Annotated in this window: 22 protein-coding genes; 15 read left to right on the top strand and 7 right to left on the bottom strand. The window is 61.3% G+C overall.

Going from position 1 to position 23432, the window contains the following annotated elements; genetic code table 11:
- Positions 1–53 precede the first annotated feature (53 nt).
- Positions 54–896 (top strand): taurine dioxygenase, encoded by an 843-nt coding sequence (gene tauD / locus AC07VV_RS16435; RefSeq protein WP_134825135.1) that lies wholly within the window; start codon positions 54–56, stop codon positions 894–896.
- 48 nt (positions 897–944) lie between these two features.
- Here tauD and mgrA read toward each other — a convergent pair whose 3' ends face one another.
- From mgrA to AC07VV_RS16420, 3 genes are read right to left on the bottom strand one after another with little or no spacing between them, the layout of a single operon-like run.
- The gene (gene mgrA / locus AC07VV_RS16430; protein WP_007917913.1) at positions 945–1982 is read right to left on the bottom strand and encodes an L-glyceraldehyde 3-phosphate reductase; all 1038 of its coding nucleotides are present in this window, start codon (positions 1980–1982) and stop codon (positions 945–947) included.
- A 39-nt stretch (positions 1983–2021) separates the two neighbouring features.
- Complete coding sequence (locus tag AC07VV_RS16425; protein WP_495036829.1) at positions 2022–3341, bottom strand: LLM class flavin-dependent oxidoreductase; 1320 nt, start codon at positions 3339–3341, stop codon at positions 2022–2024.
- A 1-nt stretch (position 3342) separates the two neighbouring features.
- Entirely contained in the window at positions 3343–5568 is a 2226-nt protein-coding gene (locus AC07VV_RS16420; protein WP_495036828.1) for a TonB-dependent receptor, read from the bottom strand.
- A 206-nt stretch (positions 5569–5774) separates the two neighbouring features.
- On the opposite strand from AC07VV_RS16420, the gene AC07VV_RS16415 reads away from it, so the two are divergent.
- Positions 5775–6812: a LacI family DNA-binding transcriptional regulator gene (locus AC07VV_RS16415; RefSeq protein ID WP_495036827.1), complete on the top strand. Its 1038-nt coding sequence runs from the start codon at positions 5775–5777 to the stop codon at positions 6810–6812.
- 22 nt (positions 6813–6834) lie between these two features.
- On the opposite strand, the gene AC07VV_RS16410 is transcribed toward AC07VV_RS16415, so the two are convergent.
- Positions 6835–7299 carry a type II toxin-antitoxin system HicB family antitoxin gene (locus AC07VV_RS16410; protein WP_495036826.1) on the bottom strand — a complete coding sequence of 155 codons (465 nt, stop codon included), beginning with the start codon at positions 7297–7299 and terminating at the stop codon, positions 6835–6837.
- The gene (locus AC07VV_RS16405; RefSeq protein ID WP_065261145.1) at positions 7296–7478 is read right to left on the bottom strand and encodes a type II toxin-antitoxin system HicA family toxin; all 183 of its coding nucleotides are present in this window, start codon (positions 7476–7478) and stop codon (positions 7296–7298) included. Before AC07VV_RS16405 ends, AC07VV_RS16410 begins: the two co-directional genes overlap by 4 nt.
- Before the next feature lie 269 nt (positions 7479–7747).
- On the opposite strand from AC07VV_RS16405, the gene AC07VV_RS16400 reads away from it, so the two are divergent.
- Complete coding sequence (locus tag AC07VV_RS16400; protein WP_096821896.1) at positions 7748–8008, top strand: hypothetical protein; 261 nt, start codon at positions 7748–7750, stop codon at positions 8006–8008.
- Between the two features lie 24 nt (positions 8009–8032).
- Here AC07VV_RS16400 and betT read toward each other — a convergent pair whose 3' ends face one another.
- Entirely contained in the window at positions 8033–9994 is a 1962-nt protein-coding gene (betT, locus tag AC07VV_RS16395; RefSeq protein WP_173861336.1) for a choline transporter BetT, read from the bottom strand.
- A 288-nt stretch (positions 9995–10282) separates the two neighbouring features.
- On the bottom strand, positions 10283–11209 hold the full coding sequence (epsC, locus tag AC07VV_RS16390) for a serine O-acetyltransferase EpsC (protein ID WP_096821894.1): 927 nt from the start codon (positions 11207–11209) through the stop codon (positions 10283–10285).
- A 190-nt stretch (positions 11210–11399) separates the two neighbouring features.
- Here epsC and AC07VV_RS16385 point away from each other — a divergent pair, with 190 nt between their 5' ends.
- From AC07VV_RS16385 to AC07VV_RS16330, 12 genes are all read left to right on the top strand, one after another.
- Positions 11400–12392 carry a D-cysteine desulfhydrase gene (locus AC07VV_RS16385; RefSeq protein ID WP_495036825.1) on the top strand — a complete coding sequence of 331 codons (993 nt, stop codon included), beginning with the start codon at positions 11400–11402 and terminating at the stop codon, positions 12390–12392.
- A 246-nt stretch (positions 12393–12638) separates the two neighbouring features.
- On the top strand, positions 12639–13439 hold the full coding sequence (gene tcyJ / locus AC07VV_RS16380; RefSeq protein WP_096821892.1) for a cystine ABC transporter substrate-binding protein: 801 nt from the start codon (positions 12639–12641) through the stop codon (positions 13437–13439).
- On the top strand, positions 13439–14104 hold the full coding sequence (gene tcyL / locus AC07VV_RS16375; protein WP_085733348.1) for a cystine ABC transporter permease: 666 nt from the start codon (positions 13439–13441) through the stop codon (positions 14102–14104). Before tcyJ ends, tcyL begins: the two co-directional genes overlap by 1 nt.
- A gap of 4 nt (positions 14105–14108) precedes the next feature.
- On the top strand, positions 14109–14858 hold the full coding sequence (gene tcyN, locus AC07VV_RS16370) for an L-cystine ABC transporter ATP-binding protein TcyN (RefSeq protein WP_495036824.1): 750 nt from the start codon (positions 14109–14111) through the stop codon (positions 14856–14858).
- A gap of 473 nt (positions 14859–15331) precedes the next feature.
- Complete coding sequence (locus AC07VV_RS16365) at positions 15332–16063, top strand: hypothetical protein (RefSeq protein ID WP_495036823.1); 732 nt, start codon at positions 15332–15334, stop codon at positions 16061–16063.
- 242 nt (positions 16064–16305) lie between these two features.
- On the top strand, positions 16306–17547 hold the full coding sequence (locus AC07VV_RS16360) for an SfnB family sulfur acquisition oxidoreductase (RefSeq protein WP_495036822.1): 1242 nt from the start codon (positions 16306–16308) through the stop codon (positions 17545–17547).
- Between the two features lie 38 nt (positions 17548–17585).
- On the top strand, positions 17586–18779 hold the full coding sequence (locus tag AC07VV_RS16355) for an SfnB family sulfur acquisition oxidoreductase (protein WP_495036821.1): 1194 nt from the start codon (positions 17586–17588) through the stop codon (positions 18777–18779).
- A complete protein-coding gene (locus tag AC07VV_RS16350; protein ID WP_495036820.1) occupies positions 18779–20149 on the top strand; it encodes an LLM class flavin-dependent oxidoreductase in 1371 nt (456 codons plus the stop codon). The genes AC07VV_RS16355 and AC07VV_RS16350 overlap by 1 nt, the downstream gene beginning before the upstream one ends.
- 13 nt (positions 20150–20162) lie before the next feature.
- Positions 20163–20972 carry a MetQ/NlpA family ABC transporter substrate-binding protein gene (locus AC07VV_RS16345; protein ID WP_007952748.1) on the top strand — a complete coding sequence of 270 codons (810 nt, stop codon included), beginning with the start codon at positions 20163–20165 and terminating at the stop codon, positions 20970–20972.
- A 2-nt stretch (positions 20973–20974) separates the two neighbouring features.
- Positions 20975–22099, top strand: a complete 1125-nt coding sequence (locus tag AC07VV_RS16340) for a methionine ABC transporter ATP-binding protein (protein WP_495036819.1) — start codon at positions 20975–20977, stop codon at positions 22097–22099.
- Positions 22089–22733: a methionine ABC transporter permease gene (locus AC07VV_RS16335; RefSeq protein ID WP_096821885.1), complete on the top strand. Its 645-nt coding sequence runs from the start codon at positions 22089–22091 to the stop codon at positions 22731–22733. The genes AC07VV_RS16340 and AC07VV_RS16335 overlap by 11 nt, the downstream gene beginning before the upstream one ends.
- Before the next feature lie 48 nt (positions 22734–22781).
- Complete coding sequence (locus AC07VV_RS16330) at positions 22782–23408, top strand: class I SAM-dependent methyltransferase (RefSeq protein WP_495036818.1); 627 nt, start codon at positions 22782–22784, stop codon at positions 23406–23408.
- Positions 23409–23432: the final 24 nt, after the last annotated feature.

The raw sequence follows: 23432 nt of genomic DNA, 5'->3' as shown, positions 1-23432 counted from the left end.
TCAGCACTGACTACCCCGACAGTTTCGGGGCCCCGGAATTGAAGAGAACCACCATGAGCAGCCTGAACATCACCCCGTTAAGCTCGGCCCTCGGCGCACAGATCAGCGGCGTCGACATCAGCCAGCCGCTGAACCTGGAACAGCGCGACGCCATCGAGCAGGCGCTGCTCAAATACCAGGTGCTGTTCTTCCGCAATCAGCCGATCGAGCCGTCGCAACAAGCGCGCTTCGCCCACTATTTCGGCGACCTGCACATTCACCCGATCTACCCTAATGTGCCTGAGCAACCGGAAGTGCTGATCCTCGACACCGCCGTCACCGACGTGCGCGACAACGCGATCTGGCACACCGACGTGACCTTCCTGCCAACCCCGGCCATGGGCGCGGTGCTCAGCGCCAAGCTGTTGCCGGAGTTCGGTGGCGACACGTTGTGGGCCAGTGGGATTGCTGCGTATGAAGCGCTGTCGGCGCCGATGAAAGCAATGCTTGAAGGGCTGACCGCGACTCACGACTTCACCCGCTCGTTTCCGCTGGAGCGCTATGGCAACACGCCGGAAGCATTGGCGCAGTGGGAAGAGGCGCGGCGCAAGAATCCACCGCTGTCGCATCCGGTGATTCGCACGCATCCGGTGAGCGGGCGGCGTTCGTTGTTCGTCAACGAAGGCTTCACGTCGAAAATCAATGAGCTGTCGGAAACCGAGAGTGAAGCGGTGCTGAAGTTTTTGTTCGCCCACGCGACGCGGCCGGAGTTCACCATTCGCTGGCGCTGGCAGAAGGATGACATTGCGTTCTGGGATAACCGCGTGACGCAGCATTACGCGGTGGATGATTACCGCCCGGCGCGGCGGGTGATGCAGCGGGCTACGGTGTTGGGGGATGTGCCGTTTTTTCGCTGAACCTTTTTGATCGTTCCCACGCTCCGCGTGGGAACGATCAGCGTTCTGTTATTCCGCCGTCGAAGGCTTCTCCCAAAGATTGATCCCGCCCTCTTGGGCAAACCGATCAATCTCCGCCAGCTCTTCCGCACTGAAGCTCAGGTTCTTCAACGCCCCGACGTTCTCGATAATCTGCTCCGGCCGGCTTGCACCGATCAGCGCCGAGGTCACTCGCGGATCCCGCAGCGTCCACGCCAACGCCAGTTGCGCCAGGCTCTGGCCACGACGCTTGGCGATCTCGTTCAACGCCCGCACATGAGCGATGTTGGCCTCGGACAAATGCGAAGCCTGCAACGAACCTCCGCCCGGACGATTGACCCGCGCATCCGCCGGTACGCCGTTGAGGTATTTGTCGGTCAACAGACCTTGCGCCAGCGGGGTGAACGCAATCACACCGGTGCCGAGCTCGTCGGTGGTGTCGAGCAGGTCTTTTTCCACCCAACGGTTGAGCAGGTTGTACGCCGGCTGATGAATCAGCAGCGGCACTTTCCACTCTTTGAGCAACGCGGCGATCTCGCGGGTTTTCACCCCGGAGTACGACGAGATGCCGATGTACAACGCCTTGCCCTGCTGCACCGCAGTGGCGAGGGCGCTGGCGGTTTCTTCCAGCGGGGTGTCCGGGTCGAAGCGGTGCGAATAAAAGATATCCACATAGTCGAGACCGAGGCGTTGCAGGCTCTGGTCGAGGCTGGCCAGCACGTATTTGCGCGAACCGCCGCCCTGGCCGTAAGGGCCGGGCCACATGTCCCAGCCGGCCTTGCTGGAGATGATCAGTTCGTCGCGGTACTGCTTGAAGTCTTCGCGTAGCAAGCGGCCGAAATTGATCTCGGCGCTGCCGTAGGGAGGGCCGTAGTTGTTGGCCAGGTCGAAGTGGTTGATGCCCAGATCGAACGCCGTGCGCAGCAAGGCGCGCTGAGTGTCGATCGGCGTGCTGTCACCGAAGTTGTGCCACAGGCCCAGAGACAGCGCCGGCAGCACCAGACCGCTGCGTCCGACGCGGCGGTAAGGGATGGAGTCATAGCGGTTTTCGGCAGCGGTGTAAGTCATCGAATCCTCTCTTGTCGGTCTTGAAATGGGTGTCGATTGCTACGCAAATCTATTGCCGGGTCGGGCGAGGCCAAGGTTCTGGCGCAAGGTCCGGCCCTCGTATTCGGTTCTGAACAGTCCGCGCCGTTGCAGTTCCGGGACCACGCCGTTGGCGAAGTCTTCGAGCCCGCCGGGCAGGTGCGGCACCAGCACGTTGAAGCCGTCCGCCGCGCCTTGCTCGAACCATTCCTGCAAGCGGTCGGCGATCTGCGCCGGCGTGCCGACGACGCTGTAATGCCCGCGACCGCCAGCGATTCTGCGGCCCAGTTCAGCGAGGGTCAGATGCTCGCGGCCAGCCAGTTCAGTCAGCAGTTTCTGCCGGCTTTGCTGGCCGCTGTCGGTCAGCGGCAATTCCGGCAGCGGCCCGTCCAGCGGGTACTTCGACAGATCGAAGTTGCCCAGCATACGCCCAAGCAGGGCGACGCCAACCTCGGGTTCGACCAATTGCTGAAACGTTTCACATTTTTCCTGCGCTTCGGCTTCCGTCTGCCCGACCACGACGAATACGCCGGGCATAATTTTCAGCGAATCGGCACTGCGTCCGTACTTCGGCAAGCGTCCCTTGAGGTCGGCGTAGAACGCCTGGGCGCTGGCCAGTGAGGTTTGCGCGGTGAACACTACTTCGGCCGTTTGCGCCGCCAGTTCACGCCCGGTTTCCGACGAGCCGGCCTGCACGATCACCGGCTGACCCTGTGGCGAACGCGCGACATTCAGCGGGCCTTTGACCCGGAAGTGTTCGCCGACGTGATCCAGCACATGCAGTTTTTCCGGGTCGTAATAGGCACCGCTGGCTTTGTCGCGTAGGAACGCATCGTCCTGCCAACTGTCCCAAAGTCCGGTCACCACTTGGTGAAACTCCCGGGCGCGGCTGTAGCGTTCGGCATGGCCGATGTGTTCGTCGCGGCCGAAATTCTGCGCTTCGGCGGCGTTGTCCGAGGTCACCAGATTCCACCCCGCTCGCCCGCCCGACAGGTGATCGAGCGAAGCGAATTTACGCGCCACGTGGTACGGCTCGTTGTAGCTGGTGGTGGCGGTAGCGATCAAGCCGATGTGTTCGGTCACGGCACTCAAGGCCGAGAGCAAGGTCAGTGGCTCGAAGTGATCCGAACGGGCCATGCGGCTGGCGATGTCCTGGGTCGGCGCAGCGATGCTGTCGGCGACGAACAACGCATCGAACTTCGCCGCCTCGGCAATCTGCGCCAGGCGTTTGTAATGGGCGAAATCCAGCCCGGCGTTCGCCGGTACGTCCGGATGACGCCACGCGGCAACGTGGTGCCCGGTAGCCATGAGAAACGCGCCGAGTTTCAGCTGTCTGCTCATCTCAGAAGTCCTTGCGCAGTTGCACGCCGAAGTAGCGTTCGTCGTCGCGGGGCACGGCGCGGTAGATGTAGTTGCCACCACTGGCGAGCAACGGCGAATACGATTTATCGGTGAGGTTCTTGCCCAGCAATGCCACGCGCCAGCCGTTGGTGTAATCGGCCAGGGCGACGCTGGCGTTCCAGAGGCCGTAGGCGCCTTGCTTGGTGTCGGCGTTCTGGCTGATGTCGTACTGCACTTCGCTCTGCCAGCTGTAGTCGGTGCCGAGTTCGATATCCAGACCGTTTTCCAGCGGGATGGTGTAGTCGGCCCGCACGTAGCTTTTCCAGTCCGGGCTGAACGGCAGCGGTTTGCCGTTGACGTTGCACGACGCCGCCGCGCCCGCCGGGCAGGCGAACTCGTCGATACGAGCGCGGGTGTAGGCCAGCGCGCCGGAGAACTTCAGTTGCTGGGTCGCCTGCAGGGCGTAATCGAGTTCCACGCCCTCGGTGCTGACGCTGCCGGCGTTGATCAGACGCGTTACGACTTGCCCGGCGACGGTGTCGAAAAAGTTCGCCTGATAGTTGTCGTAGTCGCTGTGGAAAACCGCGAGGTTGGTGGTCAGGCGATTGTTCCAGCTTGAGGCTTTGATCCCCGCCTCCCAGGTGTTGGACGTTTCCGGTTTCAAGGCTTCGGTATCGCGCGGCTGCATGTTGAAGAACACGTTGTAGGCCTGGCCTTTGTAGCCGCGCGAGTAGGTCAGATAAGTGGTGACCGCATCGCTCAAGTCGTACTGCAAACCGAGCCGACCGGACCAGCCGTCCTCGTCCACCGAACCGGAGCTGCGGGTGGCCGGTTGAATGCCGCTGACGGTGGTGACGGAAGTGGAAACGCGACGGTGATCGTATTCGAGATCGTCGTGGGTGTAGCGCAGGCCGGCGATGCCACGGAAATCCGAGGTGAAATTCAGCGTGCTCTCGCCGAACACTGCGTAGCTGTCGCTGGTGGTGCTGTAATCGGCGACGCCGCGATCAGTCCGTGTGGTGGTCGTCAGGGTGCGTTGGTAGGTCTCGTCATCCTTGCCGTGCATGTAGAACAGGCCGCCGACGTATTCGAGGAGCTCGCCTTTCGGCGAGGCCAGACGCAGCTCCTGCGAATACTGGTCGAAGGCCAGGTCGCCCTTGTCCGCCGTGCCGGGGAACGCTGCCGTCACCGTGCCGAGGCGGTCGCCGTCCTGATACTGGGTGTTGTCCCAGCCGCGCCACGCGGTGATAGACGTCAGGGTGTAATCGCCCAGTTGCCAGTCGAGCTGGCCGGACAGGCCCTTGTTGGTGTCTTCGACGTGGGTGCGGGTGTCGGTGTTGATGTCGCGGTTGTGGCTGGTCGCGCCGACCGGGCTCAACGCATTGGCGAAGGCCGGAGTCAGTGCCTTGGTGACGACGCCGTTCGGGCCGTCATCGTGGGACTGCATGTAGTCGGCGATCAGGGTGAAGGTGACGTCGTCGTTCGGGGTGAATTCCAGTTTGCCGCGTACGCCGCGATGGCTATAACCGTTGACCTCCTGGCCATTGTGCTTGTTATCGACGTTGCCGTCGTAAGTGCCGAACAGGGTGCTGATCGAACCCTTGAGCGTGTCCGGAATCAGGCTGCCGCCAATGCCGAAACGGGTGCGGCTTTCGTTGCCGCTGTAGTACGACTGATCGATGTAACCGTGGGTCTCGGCCGTCGGCGCCTTGCTGGTGATGTTCAGCACGCCGGCCGAGGCGTTCTTGCCGAACAGTGTGCCTTGCGGGCCACGCAAGACTTCGACGCGTTCCAGATCCAGCAGATCCAGAGTCGACTGGCCAGGACGGGCGTAGACCACGCCGTCAATCACCGTGGCCACCGTCGGCTCGACGCCCGGCGAGGTGGAAATCGTCCCCACGCCACGCACGAACAACGAGGTGTCCTTGTTCGATGCGCCAGTGCGGAAATTCAGCGACGGCACTTGCTGGACGATGCTCGCCACGCTGTTGCGGTTGTCGCGTTCCAGCTGCTCGCCGTCGATCACCGACACCGCCACCGGAACCTTTTGCAGCGATTCTTCGCGGCGGGTGGCGGTGACCGTGACGGACTTGAGTGTCGGCTCCTGATCGGTGCTGTCGGCGGCGAACGCGGCAGGCAGCGGTAGCGCGGCCAATCCGGTGAGTAGCCAGCCCGCAGCGCGGATCGATTGCGCCAGTTTGTGTGTCGCCCCAGGAATGTTGTGCATGCTGTGCCCGCTCGAAAGTTGCCCTGAACCGCTGCCGTTCTGCGACGACAGCGCCTGTCTCGGTGTCTTGGGCATTCGCTCGAGCGAGTAGCAGACAACGCGCCTTGTTAGCGCTAACATCGCCAGTATTGGCAAGCCGGACATAGACCGTCCAATACTGAAAAATTACTTTTATATGCGTTTTTGTTTTTAAGAAGGATCGAGCCTTGAGCGAAGAAAAGCCCCGCAAACGCCGTGGCGCCGGTCGCGTGACCCTCAATGCGGTGGCGCGCCAGGCCGGTGTTTCGGCGATCACCGTGTCGCGCTACTTCAACCAGCCGGAACAGGTCTCGCCCGAACGCCGCGAACGGATCGCGGCAGTGGTCGCCGAGCTGGGTTATGTGCCGAATCTGGTGGCCGGCGGGCTCGCCTCGGCCCGAGGGAAAATCGTCGGCATGGTGATTCCGAACATCTCCGGGCCGATCTTCGCCAACACCATTCAGGGCTTCAGCGACACCCTCAGCCGCCACGGTTATCAGTTGCTGCTGGCCTCGAGTTACTTCAGTACCGAGCAGGAAGAAAACGCAGTACGGGCCTTCCTCGGCTGGTCGCCGGCAGCGCTGGTGGTGACCAGTCACTTCCACAGCACGGGCACGGAAAAGATGCTCGCCGAAGCGGATATCCCGGTGATCGAAACCTGGGATTACCAGCCGGAGCGTGAGCCGATGCAGATCGGTTTTTCGCACTTCGAAGTGGGTGTCAGCGCCGCTCGTTATCTGCACGACAAAGGCTATCGACGGATCGCGTTCGTGCAGAACAGCGCACCCGGCGACTTCAGCGCACTGGAGCGCCGCGACGGTTACGCTGCGACAGTGCGTGAGTTGGGCCTGGAACCCTGGGTATTCGCACCGGATGCCGATCGCGCCCCGTTCGAGGCCGGCAAGCAAGCGATGGAAGCGCTGATGAACACCTCACCGCGCCCGGACGCCATCATCTTCGCCAACGACAACCTCGCCGCCGGCGGCCTGCTCGCCGGGCAACGGGCCGGTCTCAGAATCCCCGACGACTGCGCCGTCCTCGGCTTCGGCGACTACCCGTTCGCCGAGATGCTGCTACCGAGCCTGAGCACAATCAAACCGCCGGCGCTGGAGATCGGCGTGCTGGCGGCGACGCGGGTGCTGGAAAGCCTGGGCGTGCTGGCGAGCGATGAGGTGCAGCGGTTGAACTTGCTGCAATGCACCGTGATTGAGCGGGAAAGTACCTGACCCAAAATCCTGTGAACCGGCCTTAGGCCGACAATTCGCGCAAGGCAGCAGCGGCCAAAAAACCGGAGCGGGAACTGTAGCGCTGGTCACGCCGAACCGTCTGATCGATACGCTCCAGCAACTGCTCCGGCAGCGTAGCGTTGAAGCGCACCGACTTGCCGAAATAGGGGGTGATATCAAACTCGACCACACCCCAGATACCGCCGGCGTAATCCGGATTTTCTAGATGGGCATCAATGTCCTGAACCCGAGGCAACGGCGCGCCATCAGCGACCAATCCCTCATAGTGCAAGGCCAGTGCCTCCTGAGTGTTGTCAAAAGCTTCGGCTACCGTTGTGCCTGCGGAGAAACAGCCCGGTACATCCGGGATAATCACTCCGTAGTCTGAGTCGGCATCCTTGTGCAGAACGACCGGGAATTTCATGTAAGTGAGTCCTTCCTCTGACATGTCCATAAACGGACTTTCGTTTTCAATCACAGGCCTCATTTCAAACCCGCCTGTTTCAATATGCTGTTGATCGTGCCCTTGGGAAGATCCGAATCCGGATGCTTGATCGTCACCCTCCCTGGCTTGCCCGGATGCTTGTATTGGTGGTGACTACCTTTGACGGCGACCAGATACCATCCATCCTCCTCGATCATCCTGATCATTTCCCGACTACGCATTTCCTTCGCCCTGTTCGACAGCAAGAGCTGCGTACTTTAGGAGCTGGACGCCTCACCCAATACACACCATACACACTTGGAGAAATATTAGCCTACCGGACAGGCGCGTGTTTAATTGCCAGATCGGCGGTGGACGCGCCCCGGCACTCAGCTCTCATAAACAGATGTATACGTGGCGAAATGTGTCGATCAGCATGAGACCGACAGCTGACCTATGCTCAACTTGAGCAAAGCCAGGATGACTCCTATCAACAGGCAGATCCCAAACCATGCACACCGCAATCATCATCTTCTTCGGCCTGATCCTGCTGGCGCTGATGTTCTATATCGGCGAGCGCATCGGCTTCAGTCGGCAGACGCTGGCCTACGGCTTCGCGGCGTTGTGGCTGGCGTTGACGGTGATCAACGGTGCGGTCGGCGTGGTGCACGCCGGACAGCCGCTGGGGTCGGAGATTGCGATTGGCAGCGCCGTGTTCGGCGTGCCGATCGCAGCGATGGTGTTGTTCATGGTGCTGAGCGCCGAGACCTGAAAGCGTCCCGGCGCCCTGCCCCGATCAACGCACCAGATGCAGGAACTGCATGTGCCGTTCGTACTGGTCGAGGATGTCGTTGATGATCTGCTCTTTCGTGTAACCGACCAGATCGTAGTCCTGACTGCCCTCGCTCAGATGCACTTCGGCGCGGTAATAGCGGCGATTGTTGAGCTGCTTGGAACCCATCCCGCCACGGGCGAACGATGGCGTGAAGTAGCCACGCATCTGCACCTGATAGATGAACGGATGCAGCTCGCCGTGACCGATTTCCAGGCTGACGCTGTCATGGGCCGGGTCCGGTTGGGTGACCACGTTCAGGCCTTTTTCGACGAACACCGCCGTCACTTCTTCGATGGCCGGTTTCACCGTGGTGTCCATGAAGCGGTACACCTCGTCGCGCGACGGGAAGTGCACGGCCTGACTCAGACGCTGGCGCCAGCCACCCTTGCCACGTCGTGAACCGGAGACCGGCGCCAGCGAATGCAGTTGCGCAATCTGCTTCTGCGATTCCAGATAGAACGCCTTGTGCAGCCCCCACATCATCAGCAGCAGAATCAGCGAGAACGGCAGCGAGGTCAGCACTACCGCCGACTTCAGCGCATCGATGCTGCCGGAGAACAGCAGCGCACTGGTGATCAGCGCGGTCATCGCGCCCCAGAACACCCGCAGCCACTTCGGCCCGTCTTCATCCGGGTTGCCGCCCTTGGCCGACAGCGTCGAGAGCACCACGGTGCCCGAATCAGCGGAGGTGACGAAGAACACGAAGCTGATGAACACCGTCACCGCGATGACGGTTTTGCTCCACGGGTAGGTTTCCAGCAGCAGGTAAAGGGTCATCGACGGGTTGTCGAGGGCCGACATGCCCAGTGCCGACATGCCGTGATTGAGCACCTGATCGATAGCGCTGTTGCCGAAGATCGACATCCACGCCAGGGTGAAACCGAGCGGAATCAACAACACGCCGAAGACGAATTCGCGGATGGTCCGGCCACGGGAAATCCGTGCGATGAACAGGCCCACGAATGGCGACCACGCGATCCACCAGGCCCAGTAGAACACCGTCCAGCCACCGAGCCAGTCGCTCGGTTTGTCGTAGGCGTAGAGGTCGAAACTCTTCATCGGCAACGCGCCGAGGTAGTCGCCGAGGTTCTGGATCAGGGTGTTGAGCAAATGCTGGGTGGGGCCGGCGAACAACACGAACAGCAGCAGCGCACAGGCCAGCAGCATGTTGATGTCGGACATGACCCGCACGCCTTTATCCACACCCGAGACGGCGACGATGATCGCTGCGCCCATCATCAGCGTGATCAGGCCGACCTGAATCCACTGGGTGTGGGCGATGCCGAACAGGTAGTCCAAACCCGAGTTGAGGTGCAACACGCCGAAGCCCATGTCCGCACCGAGGCCGAACACCGTGGCGATGATGCCGAAGCCGTCCACCGCGTAGCCGATGGGGCCGTTGATGCGTTTGCCGATCAGCGGGTACAGCGCCGAACGCAGGGCCAGCGGAAGGTTATGCCGGTAGGCGAAATACGCCAGCGCCATGCCGACGAAAGCGAACACGCCCCAGCCGTGCAGGCCCCAGTGCAGAAACAGAATCTGCATCGCCTGACGCGCCGCATCCGCCGTGCCGGCCTCGCCTTGCGGCGGCTGGAGCATGTGGGTCAGCGGCTCGGACACACAGAAGAAAAACAGCGTGATGCTGATCCCGGCGGCGAACAGCATGCCGGCCCAGGACAGGTAACTGAATTCGGGTTCGTCGTGGTCGGCACCGAGTTTGATCTTGCCGTAGCCCGATAACGCGGTGACCACCACGAAGACCAGATACAGGGTCATCGCAAGCATGTAGTACCAGCCGACCGTATTGGCCGCCCAGTTTTGCGCTTCAAGCAGCCAGGCACCGGCTTGTTCCGGCATGGCGATGACAACCAGGCCAAACAGCAGGATCACCGTCGCGGCGAACCAGAACACCGGCGGATTCATGCGCACCAGACCGCTGGCGGGGGTGGACGATGCACTCATGAACGGTGCACCTCAAGGGATTGGAAAATGGCTGAAATGATCGGACTCAGCAAAGGCAAGCCTCCTGTTGTGAGCGGGCAGCGAGCTACCGGTTTAACTTGAATGAACGTTCAAGTTAAACATGGATAGCACGCTAAGGACTAATCGCAGGGCTCAGCGGTCGCTTTCGTACGCTAGCTAAAGGAGGGGTATGACGCTGTGGTGAGGGCGATCGTTCCCACCTTGCGCGGGAACGATCGGACAGGAAAATTACTTCTGCGTCCCGTCATCATGCTGCAGATTGGCCTGGGTCAGGTTGCACCCGGCCGGCACGCTGCGGGTCAGCCACACGTTGCCGCCGATGGTCGAACCCTGGCCGATAGTGATGCGCCCGAGAATCGTCGCCCCGGCGTAAATCACCACGTCGTCCTCGACAATCGGATGCCGTGGATGGCCCTTCTGCAACTGGCCGTCTTCGTCTGCCGGGAAGCGTTTGGCGCCGAGGGTCACCGCTTGGTAAATCCTGACGCGCTCGCCGATGATCGCGGTCTCGCCGATCACCACGCCGGTCCCGTGGTCGATGAAGAAACTGCGGCCGATCTGCGCGCCCGGATGGATATCGATACCGGTCGCCGAGTGGGCGATTTCCGAACTGATCCGCGCCAGCAGTGGCAGACCCGCGCGATACAAATGGTGCGCCAGACGATGGTGAATCACCGCCAGAATCCCCGGATAGCACAGCAGCACTTCATCGACGCTACGCGCCGCAGGGTCGCCGTGATACGCGGCCAGCACATCAGTGTCGAGCAGGCTGCGCAGGCCTGGCAGCGCCAGAGCAAAATCCTGAATGATCCTGATCGCCTGCGCCTCGACTTCGGTGTCGGCCCGGGCGCTGTGGCGGGCGACGTAACGCAGTTCGAGTCGCGCTTGTGCCAGCAACGCATTCAACGCAACGTCGAGGGTGTGGCCGACGTAAAAATCCTCGCTCTCTTCACGCAGATCCACCGGCCCCAGACGCATGGGAAACAACGCGCCGCACAAGGCTTCGAGAATCTGCGCCATCGCATCACGGGACGGCAACTCGCGCCCGCCCTGCTCGCCGCTGGCGCGGCCATTTTGCGTACGCCACTGATCCCGCGCGGTACGCAGCTGGCTGACGATGGTCTGCAATTGCCAATGGCTGGAACGCTCGCTCACGGTAAAGACTCCTCACGGGCGGCCGGACTGTCTGGCCGCGTCAACGGCCACTACTTTACGGCAACGCCCCGGAGGCGAATTAAGAACCGATAGTGCTGGCCTAAGCACATTTGGCTATAAGCGATTGGCGGTTGCCCCGGTAAATCGGCGTGCCTATAGTCCTGACATCTCCTTGCATCAGTACGGACTCATGATCAAACAACAGCTGGACCGCTTTAACCGCCTCGACCTGCTCGGCCAACCGACCCCACTGGAAAAGCTCGAGCGCCTGTCCACCTGGCTCGGCCGCGACCTCTACATCAAGCGCGATGACCTGACGCCGCTGGCCATGGGCGGCAACAAGCTGCGCAAGCTCGAATACCTCGCCGCCGATGCCCTCGCCCAAGGCGCGGATACCCTGATCACCGCCGGCGCACTGCAATCGAACCACGTTCGCCAGACCGCCGCGCTGGCCGCGAAACTCGGCCTGGGCTGCGTGGCGCTGCTGGAAAATCCGCTGGGCACCGACGACAGCAACTACACCGGCAACGGCAACCGCCTGCTGCTGGATCTGTTCGACACCAAGGTCGAACTGGTCGACAACCTCGACAACGCCGACGAACAACTGGCCGCCCTCGCCGTGCGTCTGCGCAGCAACGGCAAGAAGCCGTATCTGGTGCCGATCGGTGGCTCCAACGCCCTCGGCGCACTGGGTTACGTGCGCGCCGGCCTGGAGCTGGCGGAGCAGATCAAGGACACCGGCCTGCAATTTTCCGCCGTGGTGCTCGCCTCGGGCAGCGCCGGAACGCACAGCGGCCTGGCACTGGCCTTGAGCGAAGCGCTGCCGCAACTGCCGGTGATCGGCGTGACCGTCTCGCGCAGCGAAGAAGATCAGCGCCCGAAAGTGCAAGGCCTGGCCGAACGCACTGCCGATCTGCTGGGCGTGGCGCTGCCGGAGAGTTTCAAGGTCGAACTGTGGGACGAATACTTCGGCCCGCGTTACGGCGAGCCGAATGCAGGGACACTGGCGGCCGTGAAACTGCTGGCGAGCCAGGAAGCCGTGCTGCTCGATCCGGTCTACACCGGTAAGGCGATGGCCGGGTTGCTCGACGGCATCGGTCGCGGGCGTTTCGACGACGGCCCGATCATTTTCCTGCACACTGGCGGAGCCCCGGCGCTGTTTGCCTACAAGGATTTTCTGTAGGCCTGAGCGCGTTCCCGCGCCCTGCGTGGGAACGCTCAGCACCCGCTCGAATACATATTCATTAAATGCATAACAAATAGAAAATTCATTATTTTCCATTCTAAAAGAACCGTCTTATAGTCTCGCCGCAGGCGAATTTCGCGAGAGACGCATAAGCTGCTTTAAGGCAGGATAGCGCTGTCGTTCAACTCCCGGATTCGCCAACTTTCCTTAAGCGTCTTCCATAAGAAAACACAGGGGCTTGTCATGATTCTTTCCGCACTACGTCGAAATCTGCTGGTAGGTTCGCTGGGCCTGGCACTGAGCGCCGGTCTGATCAGCAGCGCCGTTGCCGGTGAGCAACTGCAACAGATCAAGGACAAAGGCGTTATCAACGTCGGCCTGGAAGGCACTTATCCACCGTTCAGCTTCGTTGATGCCGATGGCAAACTGTCGGGCTTCGAAGTCGAACTGTCCGAAGCCCTGGCCAAGAAGCTGGGCGTCAAGGCCAAGATTCAGCCAACCAAGTGGGACGGCATCCTCGCCGCGCTGGAATCCAAGCGTCTGGACGTCGTGGTCAACCAAGTGACCATCTCCGACGAGCGCAAGAAGAAGTATGACTTCTCCGAGCCGTACACCATCTCCGGGATTCAGGCGCTGGTGCTGAAGGACAAGGAAGCTGCGCTGAACATCAAGTCCGCCGCTGACCTGTCTGGCAAGAAAGTCGGCGTAGGCCTGGGCACCAACTACGAGCAATGGGTTCGCGCCAACGTGCCGGGTGCCGACGTGCGCACCTATGACGATGATCCGACCAAGTTCGCCGACCTGAACAACGGCCGTACCGACGCGATTCTGATCGACCGTCTGGCCGCGCTTGAATACGCCAAGAAAGCACCGAAAACCGTAGCGGCCGGTCAGGCGTTCTCCCGTCAGGAATCCGGTATCGCCCTGCGCAAAGGCGAGCCTGAACTGCTGGCGGCCGTGAACAAGGCTCTCGACGAGCTGCGTGCCGACGGGACCCTGGCCAAGATCTCGGAAAAGTACTTCCAAGCTGACGTCACTAAATAATGGAAGCAGCTTTCCAACTCGCACTGGACTCCGCGCCCTTTCTGCTCAAGGGCGCGTACTACACGGTAGTCCTCAGCCTCGGCGGCATGTTCTTCGGCCTGCTGCTGGGCTTTGGCCTGGCGTTGATGCGCCTGTCGCGTTTCAAATCGGTCAGCTGGCTGGCCCGCATCTACGTGTCGTTCTTTCGCGGCACGCCGTTGCTGGTGCAACTGTTCGTGATCTATTACGGCTTGCCGCAAATGGGTCTGGAACTCGATCCATTGCCGGCGGCCCTGATCGGCTTCTCGCTGAACATGGCCGCTTACGCCTGTGAAATCCTGCGGTCCGCGATCGGTTCGATCGAACGCGGTCAGTGGGAAGCGGCTGCGAGCATCGGCATGACCCGCGCGCAGACCCTGCGCCGGGCCATCCTGCCGCAAGCGATGCGCACGGCGTTGCCGCCGCTGGGCAACAGTTTCATTTCACTGGTCAAGGACACCGCACTGGCCGCCACCATCCAGGTGCCGGAGCTGTTCCGTCAGGCGCAACTGATTACCGCCCGGACTTTCGAAGTCTTCACCATGTATCTTGCCGCCGCGCTGATCTACTGGATTCTGGCCACAGTGCTGTCGCACTTCCAGAACAAGTTGGAAGAGCGGGTCAATCGGCACGACCAGGAGTCCTGACCCCATGATTGTCGTGGAAAAACTGACAAAGCAGTTCAAGGGTCAAGTCGTGCTCAACGGCATCGATCTTGAAGTGAAGGAAGGCGAGGTCGTGGCAATCATCGGCCCCAGCGGTTCGGGCAAGACCACGTTCCTGCGCTGCCTGAACTTCCTCGAACAACCCACCAGCGGCCGGATCAAGGTCGGCGATATCGAAATCGATACCAGCCGCCCGCTGAACCAGCAGCAAAGCCTGGTGCGCAACCTGCGCCAGCACGTGGGCTTCGTGTTCCAGAATTTCAACCTGTTCCCCCACCGCACCGCCCTGGAAAACGTCATCGAAGGCCCGATCGTGGTCAAGAAGATGCCCCGCGACACAGCCATTGCCCTGGGCAAGAAGCTGCTGGCCAAGGTCGGCCTGGCGGGCAAGGAAGACGCCTACCCACGGCGCCTGTCCGGTGGCCAGCAACAGCGCGTGGCGATTGCCCGGGCGCTGGCGATGGAGCCGGAAGTGATCCTTTTCGACGAACCGACGTCGGCCCTCGACCCGGAACTGGTGGGCGAAGTACTGGCGACCATTCGCGGCCTGGCCGAAGAAAAACGCACCATGGTTATCGTTACCCACGAAATGGCATTTGCCCGTGATGTGGCCAACCGTGTGGTGTTTTTCGACAAGGGTGTAATCGTCGAGCAAGGCGAAGCCAAAGCGCTGTTTGCCAATCCGAAAGAAGAACGCACACGACAGTTTCTCAGCAAGTTCCGCAGCAACGGCTGACAACTTAGCAAGTGCTATCACTCACTTCCATGGATGGAAGTAGTGTTTCCCCCGCAATACAATCCCGCTCCAGAAATAAACAATAAAACCCCTCAAAGCGCAGTACATATATATGTCCTGCAACACGTTCGCTGCGCGTAAAATTCGCCGCGCCTTGATTTTCCGCTACGGCAGAACACACAGCGAAACAGGCTGAAAACCGCAGCAATCTGTAGCCTCCTTCCTTACAAAGCCTAGGCTGACGGCCGCGACAATGTAGGAACCTTCTGATTAATCCGTAATTCACGGATTAACTAATCCAGTCGCTTGACACCTCTTCCGGCGAACTCTTATCTAGTCGCCAACCGGCACACACTAGTTCAACAAGACACTTTAAAACTTGTACAGAACTCCGAAGTTTTATTGCCGGTTAATTCACGCCATTCGTTCTTTCGAAAACGGACTTCGCTGCAAGGCTTCAAGGAGAGAAACCGATGACCTGCATTTCAAACACCCCGCTGCTGGCACCACCGACCCTGGAAAAATCCCACGGGACCGGTATCAACCTCATGGCGGCCGCCAACCTGACGGTCGACATCGGGCCCTGGCACGACATGGACAGTGGCGACCTGATAGAGCTGTTCTGGGATGGCTGCTACGTCGCTTCCCGCGTGCTGAATGCCGGGGATGTCGGAAGCACGGTCAGCCTGCGGGTACCGGAAAGCTTCATCATCAGCGGTTCGCCGCGCGTGCATTACCGGGTCATGCAGGTCGGAAGAAACCCGGCGCTGTCGGCCAGCGCGCGGTTCCAGGTCAAGCTCGACTGCCCGGGCGGGCAATTCGCGGCAGGCTGCGCGGAGGAAAACCAGTACCTGCTGCCGGTCAGTCTTCCCGAGGTCATTCGCCGACGCGGGGTCAACCCGAACCAGATCAAGCGCGGCGTTCCCCTGACCATCGAGCCTTACCTGAACATGGCCGAGGGTGACGAAATCACCCTGCGCTGGGGCGACGTGCGCATGGATCTGCCTCGTGTCATTCAGGCCGATGTCGGTCACGGCATTCAGGTCTGGGTGCCCCCGGCAATCATCGTCGAGGCCGGCGAAGACCTGCGGCTGGATGTGACCTATTGCATCATCGACCGGGTCGGCAACAACTCGCGCTGGGCACCATCACAGACGCTGAAAATCGGTTGCGTGAATCCTTGTCTGAAAGTGCCCTTGAGGTAGATTCCCATGGCCGCGGAGCGCAAAGCCGAGTGAGCTTTTGATCTTCTATGCATATTCCTAAAAGTTAGTTTATTTAATATTTATACGCGCTTAGGGTATATGAACCGGACCACCGGACATTCTTTCGTTCGCCGCACTTTTGCGGCGTTTTTCATGAGATGTGAGGTAGGTAACATGGTCCGGAACACAATCACCCCAGTGCAGATCGCCAGGGCATTGCGTGCAGCCAAGGAGCGGCACTGATGTCCAGTCTGGCAGACGCAAACGTCCAGAGTGACCTGGACATCGCCCCGCTGTTGTTGCCCGCGCAAGTGCTGCGCAACGACGCTCAAGCCATCAAGGCTGCACATGAACTGGCGCAAGTCGCCCGCGTGCAGGCCGCCAAACGCGACCGCCAGCGCAAGCTGCCGTGGTCGGAAATCGAACAGTTCACCCGCAGCGGCCTCGGCAGCATCGCCATCCCGCGCGAATATGGCGGGCCGCAGGTTTCCTTCGTGACCCTGGCCGAAGTGTTCGCGATCATTTCCGCGGCCGACCCGGCACTGGGACAGATCCCGCAGAACCAGTTCGGCATCATCAACCTGATCCTCGGTAGCGCCACCGTAGAGCAGAAAAAACAGTTGTTGCAGAGCGTGCTCGAAGGCTGGCGCATCGGTAACGCCGGGCCAGAGCGCGGCACCAAAGACACCCTGGAGCTGAAAGCGCGCATCACCGCCGATGGCGATGACTACGTGATCAACGGCCAGAAGTTCTATTCCACTGGCGCCCTCTTCGCCCACTGGGTCGCGGTCAAGGCCCTCAACGATGAAGGCAGGCAAGTGCTGGCCTTCGTCCGTCGTGGCACGCCGGGCCTGCGCATCGTCGATGACTGGTCGGGTTTCGGCCAGCGCACCACTGCCAGCGGCACGATCCTGCTGAACAACGTGCGGGTCGACGCTGGTCTTGTGGTGGACAACTGGAAGATCAACGAAAAGCCCAACACCCAGGGCGCCGTGTCGCAACTGATTCAGGCGGCCATCGACGCCGGCATCGCCCGTGGCGCCATCGATGACGCCATCGAATTCGTCAAGACCCGCGCCCGGCCATGGATCGACGCCAAGGTTGAACGCGCCAGCGACGATCTCTACGTGATCGCCGACATCGGCAAACTGAAAATCGAACTGCACGCCGCCGAAGCGCTGCTGCGCAAGGCCGGGCAAGTGCTGGATCAGGTTCACGCCGCACCACTCACCGCAGAGTCCGCCGCCCGCGCCTCGATTGCCGTGGCCGAAGCCAAGGTGCTGACCACCGAAATCTCGCTGCTGGCCAGCGAAAAGCTCTTCGAACTGGCCGGCAGCCGCGCCACCCTCGCCGAATTCAACCTCGACCGTCACTGGCGCAACGCACGGGTGCACACCTTGCACGACCCGGTGCGCTGGAAGTACCACGCGGTCGGCGCCTATCGCCTCAACGGCAAGTTGCCTGCACGCCATTCCTGGATCTGACGACCAGAACACTTTTGACCAGATCTCTGGAGAAACACATGACTCTTTCTCATCCCGTCGCGGTCATCACCAGCGACGAGCAAGCCCTGATCGTCGCCAGCGACCTGGCCGAAGACTTCCAGCGCGACAGCAACCTGCGCGACCGCGAACGCCGCCTGCCGCTGCCGGAACTCGACGTGTTTTCCCGCTCCGGCCTGTGGGGCATCAGCGTGCCCAAGGAATACGGCGGCGCCGGCGTGTCCAACGTGACCCTGGCCAACGTCATCGCCCTGATCGCCCGGGCCGATGGCTCGCTCGGGCAGATTCCACAGAACCATTTCTATGCCCTGGAAGTGCTCCGGGTGAACGGCAACCACGAACAGAAACAACGCCTGTACGCCGAAGTTCTCGCCGGCCAGCGCTTCGGCAATGCCCTGGCGGAACTGGGCACCAAGACCGCCCATGACCGTGTCACCAGCCTCCAACGCGACGGCAACGGTTATCGCATCAACGGTCGCAAGTTCTATGCGACCGGCGCCATTTACGCCCAACGGATTCCAACGTCGGTAGTCGATGAAAACGGTGTGCAGCAACTGGCGTTCGTGCCGCGCGACAGCAAAGGCCTGACGGTGATCGACGACTGGAGCGGCTTCGGCCAGCGCACCACCGGCAGCGGTTCGGTGGTGTTCGAAGACGTGTATGTCGCCGCCGAAGACGTCATTCCTTTCCAGAGCGCTTTCGAGCGCCCGACCACCGTCGGCCCGCTGGCGCAGATCCTTCACGCCGCCATCGACACCGGCATCGCCCGCGCCGCCTACGAAGATGCGCTGCACTTCGTGCGCAGCAAGACCCGGCCGTGGATCGACTCGGGCAATGACAAGGCCACCGAAGACCCACTGACCCTCAAGAGCTTCGGCCACTTGAGCATCCGCCTGCACGCCACCGAAGCCCTGCTCGAACGTGCCGGCGAATTCCTCGACGCGGCTCAGACCGAGACCAACGCCGAAACGGTGGCGGCAGCCTCGATTGCCGTCGCCGAAGCGCGGGCGATCAGCACTGAAATTTCTCTGGCCGCCGGCAGCACGTTGTTCGAACTGGCCGGCAGCCAGGCCACCCTGATCGAGCACGGCCTTGATCGTCACTGGCGCAACGCCCGGGTACACACCCTGCACGACCCGGTGCGCTGGAAATATCACGCGGTGGGCAATTACTACCTCAACGATGAAAACCCTCCGCTGCGAGGGACCATCTGATGGCTGCCGCAAAAAAGAAGATCCTGCTCAATGCGTTCAACATGAACTGCATCGGCCACATCAACCACGGGTTGTGGACGCATCCACGGGACACCTCGACCCAATACAAGACCATTGAATACTGGACCGAACTGGCGCAATTGCTGGAGCGTGGGCTGTTCGACGGGTTGTTCATCGCCGACATCGTCGGCGTGTACGACGTCTACCAGAACTCGGTGGACGTCACCCTGAAAGAGTCAATCCAGCTGCCGGTCAACGATCCGCTGCTGCTGGTGTCGGCCATGTCCGCGGTGACCAAAAACCTCGGTTTCGGCCTGACCGCCAACCTCACCTACGAGCCGCCGTATCTGTTCGCCCGGCGCATGTCGACCCTCGATCACCTGAGCCGTGGGCGGGTGGGCTGGAACATCGTCACCGGTTATCTGGACAGTGCCGCCAAGGCCATGGGCCTCAGTGAACAGGTCGAACATGACCGGCGTTACGACCAGGCCGACGAGTACCTCGAAGTGCTCTACAAACTCTGGGAGGGCAGCTGGGAAGACGGTGCAGTGCTCAACGATCCGCAGCAGCGGATCTACGCGCAGCCAGACAAGGTGCACAAGGTCGAGCACAAGGGCGAGTTCTATCAGGTCGAGGGTTATCACCTCTGCGAGCCGTCGCCGCAGCGCACGCCGGTGTTGTTCCAGGCCGGCAGTTCGGAGCGCGGTCTGCTGTTCGCCGGGCGTCATGCCGAGTGCGTGTTCATCAGCGGTCAGAACAAGCCGTCGACCAAGGTGCAGGTGGACAAGGTCCGCGCGAGCGCCGTCGAGGCAGGTCGCAATCCCGAGGACATCAAGGTGTTCATGGGCCTCAACGTGATCGTCGGCGAGACCGAGGAAGCGGCCTGGGCCAAGCATGCCGAGTACCTGAGCTATGCCAGCGCCGAAGCGGGCGTGGCGCATTTCTCGGCATCCACCGGGATCGATTTTTCCCAGTACGAAATCGACGAACCGATCCAGTACGTGAAGAGCAACGCGATCCAGTCCGCCACCAAGAACCTGCAGAACAACGACTGGACCCGACGCAAATTGCTCGACCAGCACGCCCTCGGCGGGCGCTACATCACCGTGGTCGGCTCACCGCAACAAGTGGCGGATGAACTGGAATCGTGGATCGCCGAAACCGGCCTCGACGGCTTCAACCTGACCCGCATCGTCACCCCGGAAAGCTATGTGGATTTCATCGATCTGGTGATTCCGGAGCTGCAACGGCGCGGCTCGTACAAGACCGCGTACGACACCGGCAGCCTGCGGGAAAAACTGTTTCACGGCGAAGCGCATCTGCCGCAGCAGCACACCGGTGCCCACTACCGACACACCTCCTCGCACTGACTGGAAAACCACCATGACCAAGAAACTCCTGTCCCACCCAGTCAAAGCACTGGCCCTGGCCTTCGGCCTGTTCAGCTCGGCGGTTTTCGCCGCCGACGCGCCGTTGAAAATCGGCACCACAGCCGCGTTCGCGATTCCGCTGGAAGCCGCCGTCGAGGAAGCCTCCAAACAAGGCCTGAAAGTCGAGCTCGTGGAGTTCACCGACTGGATCGCTCCGAACGTCAGCCTCGCCGCCGGCGACATCGACGTGAACTACTTCCAGCACATCCCGTTCCTGGAAAACGCCAAGGCGGCCTCCGGTTTCGACCTGGTGCCGTTCGCCCCGGGGATCATCAACAACGTCGGCCTGTACTCGAAGAAATACAAAAGCTTCGACGAACTGCCGGAAGGCGCCAGCGTCGCCATCGCCAACGATCCGATCAACAGCGGACGCGGCCTGCAACTGCTGGCCAAGGCCGGTCTGATCACCCTGAAACCGGGCGTCGGCTACAAGGCCACCGAAGACGACATCGTCGCCAACCCGAAGAAGATCAAGATCCTGCAAGTCGAAGCCGTGCAACTGGTACGCGCCTACGATGACGCCGATCTGGTCCAGGGCTACCCGGCCTACATCCGTCTGGCGAAGACCTTCGATGCAGGCTCTGCGCTGCTGTTCGACGGCCTCGACCACAAGGAATACGTGATCCAGTTCGTGATCCAGCCGAAGAGCAAGACCGACCCGCGTCTGATCAAGTTCGTCGACATCTACCAGCATTCGCCGGCCGTACGCGCCGCGCTGGATAAGGCCCACGGCAAGCTGTACCAGGCCGGTTGGGAAAGCTGAGGATGACCGCAGCCATTCAACGGCGACTGGATCTTCCAGAGCCACCCGCGCTGGCACAGCGCACCGAGTTGCATCCCGAGCTGAACCGGGCCCATGTGCGTTTCGTCGGGCTCGGCAAAACCTACGACGGCAAACAAGGCCCGGTTGCAGCCCTGCAAGGCATCGACCTGGCGATCCAGCGCGGTGAGGTGTTCGGCATCATCGGTCGCAGCGGCGCCGGCAAATCGTCGCTGATCCGCACCATCAATCGCCTCGAACAACCGACCTCGGGCCGGGTGCTGATCGATCAGGTGGACATCGGCGAGTACGACGAGGATCGCCTCGTCGCCCTGCGTCGGCGGATCGGCATGATCTTCCAGCACTTCAATCTGATGTCGGCAAAAACGGTGTGGCAGAACGTCGAACTGCCGCTGAAAGTCGCCGGTGTCCCGAAGGAGCAACGGGAGAAAAAGGTTCGCGAACTGCTGGAGCTGGTGGGCCTGCAGGCCAAGCACAAGGCTTACCCGGCGCAGCTTTCCGGAGGGCAGAAACAGCGTGTCGGCATCGCCCGCGCGCTGGTGCATGACCCGGACATTCTGCTCTGCGACGAAGCCACTTCTGCTCTCGATCCGGAAACCACTCAGTCGATCCTCGGCCTGCTGCGCGAGATCAACAAACGCCTGGGCCTGACCATTGTGCTGATCACTCACGAGATGGCTGTAATCCGGGAAATCTGCGACCGCGTCGTCGTACTGGAACATGGTCGCATTGTCGAACAGGGCCCGGTCTGGGAAGTGTTCGGCAACCCGCAACACGAGGTCAGCCAGACCTTGCTCGCACCGCTGCAACACGCCTTGCCCGAAGAATTGCAAAGCCGTTTGCAGGCCCAACCGTCGTCGTCCGATGCATCGGTGGTGCTGCGTTTGCAGTTCACCGGCAGCCAGCAGGACGAACCGGATCTGGCCGCACTGTTCGCCGCGCTCGGTGGCCGGGTGAAATTGCTGCAAGGCGGCGTGGAACGGATTCAGGGGCACGCGCTCGGGCAATTGCTGCTGGCGGTGGCGGGATCAAAGCTGAACGCCGAGGAATTGCGCCAGCGTGCCAGCCAATGGGCACAACGCACGGAGGTGCTGGGTTATGTGGTTTGATCGCTTGCTGCAGGGTTTCATCGATACGTTTCTGATGGTCGGCGTGTCGTCGTTGATCGCTTTGCTGGCGGGAATTCCGATGGCGGTGATTCTGGTCACCAGCGACAAGGGCGGGATCTACGAAGCGCCGGTGCTCAATCGCGCATTGGGTGCGTTCGTGAACCTGTTCCGCTCGATCCCGTTCCTGATTCTGATGGTGGCGCTGATCCCGTTCACCCGGCTGATTGTCGGCACCACGTACGGTGTGTGGGCGGCCGTTGTGCCGCTGACCATTGCGGCCACGCCGTTTTTTGCGCGGATCGCCGAAGTTAGCCTGCGCGAAGTCGACCACGGCTTGATCGAAGCCGCGCAAGCCATGGGGTGCCGACGCTGGCACATCATCTGGCACGTGTTGTTGCCTGAAGCGCTGCCGGGAATTGTTGGCGGTTTCACCATCACCCTGGTGACGATGATCAACTCATCGGCCATGGCCGGGGCGATTGGCGCTGGCGGTCTGGGCGACATCGCTTATCGCTACGGCTATCAACGCTTTGACAGCCAGATCATGCTGACCGTAATCGTGTTGCTGGTGGCGCTGGTGGCGGTGATTCAGCTGGGTGGCGATCGCCTGGCGCGGGGGTTGAACAAGCGCTGAACTGCATGGCGTATAGTCGGCAACATCCATTGCCAGCGCAGCCCGACCATGAAGCAGACCCCCACCGATCTGGAACAGATCACCTCCACTACCCTCGGCCACTACAACGCGGTGGCCGAGGATTTTCGTGAAGGCACCCGCGATCACGATGTCAGCCAGAACATCGATGCACTGCTGCGGCACATTCAGGCTGAGGCGCCGTTTTCCATCCTCGATTTCGGCTGTGGACCTGGGCGGGATTTGCAGACCTTCACGCGCATGGGTCACGTCGCCGTAGGCCTCGACGGCGCGGAAAAGTTCGCACAGATGGCTCGGGAAGACAGTGGCTGCGAGGTATGGTGCCAGGACTTTCTGAAGCTGGATCTGCCGGCAGAACGCTTCGACGGCATCTTCGCCAACGCGGTGCTGTTTCATGTGCCGTTGCAGGAATTGCCACGGGTTCTGCAGCAGTTACACGGGACACTGAAGCCGGGTGGGGTGTTGTTCAGTTCCAACCCGCGTGGGGATAACCGTGAAGGGTGGAACGGGCCGCGTTATGGCTCGTACCACGATCTTGAAGCGTGGCGCGGATTGCTGACCGCTGCCGGGTTCGTGGAACTGGAGCATTACTACCGACCGGCGGGGCTGCCGCGTGAGCAGCAGCCTTGGTTGGCGAGTGTCTGGTGCAAGATCTGATTCCCCTCACCCAAGGGTGAGGGA

It is taken from the genome of Pseudomonas sp. GW821-FHT02C04, from assembly GCF_059421845.1.
This window is presented reverse-complemented; position numbering and strand designations above follow the sequence as displayed.

Coding starts and splice junctions, on each gene's coding strand:
- mgrA (WP_007917913.1), bottom strand. CDS start 1,982: ATGACTTACACCGCTGCCGAAAACCGCTATGACTCCATCCCTTACCGC.
- betT (WP_173861336.1), bottom strand. CDS start 9,994: ATGAATCCGCCGGTGTTCTGGTTCGCCGCGACGGTGATCCTGCTGTTT.
- AC07VV_RS16385 (WP_495036825.1), top strand. CDS start 11,400: ATGATCAAACAACAGCTGGACCGCTTTAACCGCCTCGACCTGCTCGGC.
- AC07VV_RS16345 (WP_007952748.1), top strand. CDS start 20,163: ATGACCAAGAAACTCCTGTCCCACCCAGTCAAAGCACTGGCCCTGGCC.
- tcyJ (WP_096821892.1), top strand. CDS start 12,639: ATGATTCTTTCCGCACTACGTCGAAATCTGCTGGTAGGTTCGCTGGGC.
- AC07VV_RS16405 (WP_065261145.1), bottom strand. CDS start 7,478: ATGCGTAGTCGGGAAATGATCAGGATGATCGAGGAGGATGGATGGTAT.
- AC07VV_RS16350 (WP_495036820.1), top strand. CDS start 18,779: ATGGCTGCCGCAAAAAAGAAGATCCTGCTCAATGCGTTCAACATGAAC.
- tauD (WP_134825135.1), top strand. CDS start 54: ATGAGCAGCCTGAACATCACCCCGTTAAGCTCGGCCCTCGGCGCACAG.
- AC07VV_RS16330 (WP_495036818.1), top strand. CDS start 22,782: ATGAAGCAGACCCCCACCGATCTGGAACAGATCACCTCCACTACCCTC.
- AC07VV_RS16355 (WP_495036821.1), top strand. CDS start 17,586: ATGACTCTTTCTCATCCCGTCGCGGTCATCACCAGCGACGAGCAAGCC.
- AC07VV_RS16335 (WP_096821885.1), top strand. CDS start 22,089: ATGTGGTTTGATCGCTTGCTGCAGGGTTTCATCGATACGTTTCTGATG.
- AC07VV_RS16400 (WP_096821896.1), top strand. CDS start 7,748: ATGCACACCGCAATCATCATCTTCTTCGGCCTGATCCTGCTGGCGCTG.
- AC07VV_RS16365 (WP_495036823.1), top strand. CDS start 15,332: ATGACCTGCATTTCAAACACCCCGCTGCTGGCACCACCGACCCTGGAA.
- AC07VV_RS16410 (WP_495036826.1), bottom strand. CDS start 7,299: ATGAGGCCTGTGATTGAAAACGAAAGTCCGTTTATGGACATGTCAGAG.
- AC07VV_RS16340 (WP_495036819.1), top strand. CDS start 20,975: ATGACCGCAGCCATTCAACGGCGACTGGATCTTCCAGAGCCACCCGCG.
- tcyN (WP_495036824.1), top strand. CDS start 14,109: ATGATTGTCGTGGAAAAACTGACAAAGCAGTTCAAGGGTCAAGTCGTG.
- AC07VV_RS16360 (WP_495036822.1), top strand. CDS start 16,306: ATGTCCAGTCTGGCAGACGCAAACGTCCAGAGTGACCTGGACATCGCC.
- tcyL (WP_085733348.1), top strand. CDS start 13,439: ATGGAAGCAGCTTTCCAACTCGCACTGGACTCCGCGCCCTTTCTGCTC.
- AC07VV_RS16425 (WP_495036829.1), bottom strand. CDS start 3,341: ATGAGCAGACAGCTGAAACTCGGCGCGTTTCTCATGGCTACCGGGCAC.
- AC07VV_RS16420 (WP_495036828.1), bottom strand. CDS start 5,568: ATGCACAACATTCCTGGGGCGACACACAAACTGGCGCAATCGATCCGC.